Source organism: Paenibacillus wulumuqiensis, assembly GCF_000971965.1.
In the GTDB taxonomy this organism is placed as follows: Bacteria; Bacillota; Bacilli; order Paenibacillales; family Paenibacillaceae; genus Saccharibacillus; species Saccharibacillus wulumuqiensis.
Genome location: NZ_LAQP01000033.1, coordinates 1 through 2,224, shown reverse-complemented (window position 1 = coordinate 2,224; position 2,224 = coordinate 1). Strand labels below are relative to the sequence as shown.

The following is a 2,224-nucleotide window of genomic DNA, read 5'->3' as shown; positions in this document are numbered from 1 at the left end:
GCTCCGCTTCCTCCGCGGCCTGCTGCGCAATTTCTGCCTCTCTTTCCTGATACCTTTGCAAATTATACGCTTCCCAGACTTTGCGCTGTGTCTCATTATCCCAGCGCAGACGGACATCTTCCGGGATCTGGCGATAGGATTGTTCCAGATTGACCCGTGAGGTCCAGCCGATCGGACTAAAAGGAGTCAGCAGCGTAATACGAGCTTGGGTCATGACTTTGCCCGCCCACCAGCGCCGGTAGTGTTGATGCCGTTCGTCGACAAATCTATCCACAACAAAAATGAAAACAACAAAAATAGGTCAATCATGGTAGTAGTGGTCATGATTGACCTGTTTTTTGTATCGGAATAGCGTTATTTAGGGTATGAAATTAAAGCATTTGATATGCGCATAACCGAAATGAAGAAATCTTTATATGGGTATTACATGGGTTATATATGTCATTAGTTGAATGATGGATTCATTCAGGACTGGGTATTATCCGCTGTGGATCATCGTTCAATACAGTTTTTGAATTTGATACATCGGTTTGATCATTGGAAATTCGTTCTAACAAAACTTAATTCTCGTTCAAATTGAGAACTATCAAACTATCCATCTTTAAAATTGAACTCGGATAGTAAGCATGCCTCCTCAGCTTGGTTATTAACCGTTACTTTTCCATTTTGTCTTACTAACAAAACGCTTTTTCTTTGCTCCCAATACCCTTGTATCATCATTAATTCATAGTCGCCAGTAAATTTAATTGTGAATTGCTCAAAGAAATACAATAACCTCTTCAATCTTGAAATATCATTAGGGCCAAAAATTTGATTACAGACTAAATTTATTTCTGTTCCAACATTACTAATATGAAGCTGTAAATCCTCCCAGTTAATAGTAAATTCTGAAGAGTAGTCCGGGTCTTCCACTACTTTAACCTTATAATGATTCTCATGGTCCTCAACTATTTTCACGCCTTCAAGTTTAATTTCGTTTGTAGTAAAGTTACCTTCAATCCGTAAGTAAATCTTTTTGTATGTCCCCTGAATGTAAGAAAGATTTAATGCTTCATAATCAGCATTAAAAAAGTGACTATCTACGAGTATATTGTTTTTTCTCCTCTCTAATATTTTATATTCAGAATCCTTTAAAAGTAATGCCCCTCCGTCATTGCTTTTTAGAAGTTTACCTAAAAACTCAATGAATTTCCTATTTCCATCTTCGTATATATTAAACTCCAATCCATAATTCACATTAACATCATAGTCCCTGGATATATTCTTTACATCGAATAATGTAATGGTGAAGCTGAAAAAATCGCATTTAACATATAATGTATCTCCTTCACCTTCCTCACTTTCTTCTTGTTTTGTAAACTTAAGAGTACTTTTATTTTCTATAAGACTTTCTACATGGTGCAGAAGAAAATCTTCAACTTCTTCACTTCTATGAAAGTTATTGAAGAAATAATATGTCATTTCCATGCTAATCACCTTTCCAGAACCATCTAGTAATTTCACCATCTTTTACAACAAGCAACTCTTGTAAGTATTTCAAATCACCATTAGGGTTAGCCTTTCTCAATATCTCTTGTTTTAACATATCTACCTTACTAGGATTAAAGTCATCAAGGTTCAAAATAATTCTTGTTGCTTGCTTTTTCGTTTTACCTTGTATTTCCTTAGTCTTATTTTTTGAAAACTCCCCTTGAGGAGCATAACAGTCAAAAACTTTACCTTGTATCATAAAGTCTGGGTTTGAATCAGGTTTTATTCCAAAACCATTTCCTCCATTAGGATTTTCTTTTAATGGAGTTACATCATACCCCTCAGTTCTTAAGGTTTTTAAGGTGTCTATTTCCCTTTCAATCCCTGGATATTTTTTCTTAGAATTGAACATTTCAAGCTCTTCATCTGTAAGTTTACTACCTTTAGATAACGAAGGCTCGGTTAGATTAATTTTATCCGTCCCCTCAGAACGCATATACCCGTTCTTTTCCGGACCCGGCAGATCCTTCTCCGCAATCCGATACACCATTCCATCGGCCCCCACGACTTCCATCCCAAGATATGGGTATTACATGGGTTATATGTGTTATTGGTTGAATGATGGGTTCATTCGGCACTGGGTAGCCCCCACGAAAAAGAAAACCCTGAGAGCATGATGGTCAAGCCCCTATTTTGTAGACAGTTAAAAAAGCCCCATCAAGCAAACTGGCGTCGGTACTCTACCGGCGTCAGT

General features: G+C 37.1%; 3 protein-coding genes. All 3 read right to left on the bottom strand.

The window, feature by feature from the left end; genetic code table 11:
- The coding region (locus WH45_RS22560) for a hypothetical protein (RefSeq protein WP_046216685.1) at positions 1–214 on the bottom strand (214 nt) is incomplete at its 3' end.
- Positions 215–591: 377 nt separating this feature from the next.
- Positions 592–1,467: a hypothetical protein gene (locus WH45_RS22555; protein WP_046216684.1), complete on the bottom strand. Its 876-nt coding sequence runs from the start codon at positions 1,465–1,467 to the stop codon at positions 592–594.
- A gap of 1 nt (position 1,468) precedes the next feature.
- On the bottom strand, positions 1,469–2,020 hold the full coding sequence (locus WH45_RS22550) for a CdiA C-terminal domain-containing protein (protein ID WP_052723931.1): 552 nt from the start codon (positions 2,018–2,020) through the stop codon (positions 1,469–1,471).
- Between the last annotated feature and the right edge of the window lie 204 nt (positions 2,021–2,224).

What these genes read in the sequence shown, in the direction of transcription:
- WH45_RS22555 (WP_046216684.1), bottom strand. Translation starts at nt 1,467, where the DNA reads ATGGAAATGACATATTATTTCTTCAATAACTTTCATAGAAGTGAAGAA.
- WH45_RS22550 (WP_052723931.1), bottom strand. Translation starts at nt 2,020, where the DNA reads ATGGTGTATCGGATTGCGGAGAAGGATCTGCCGGGTCCGGAAAAGAAC.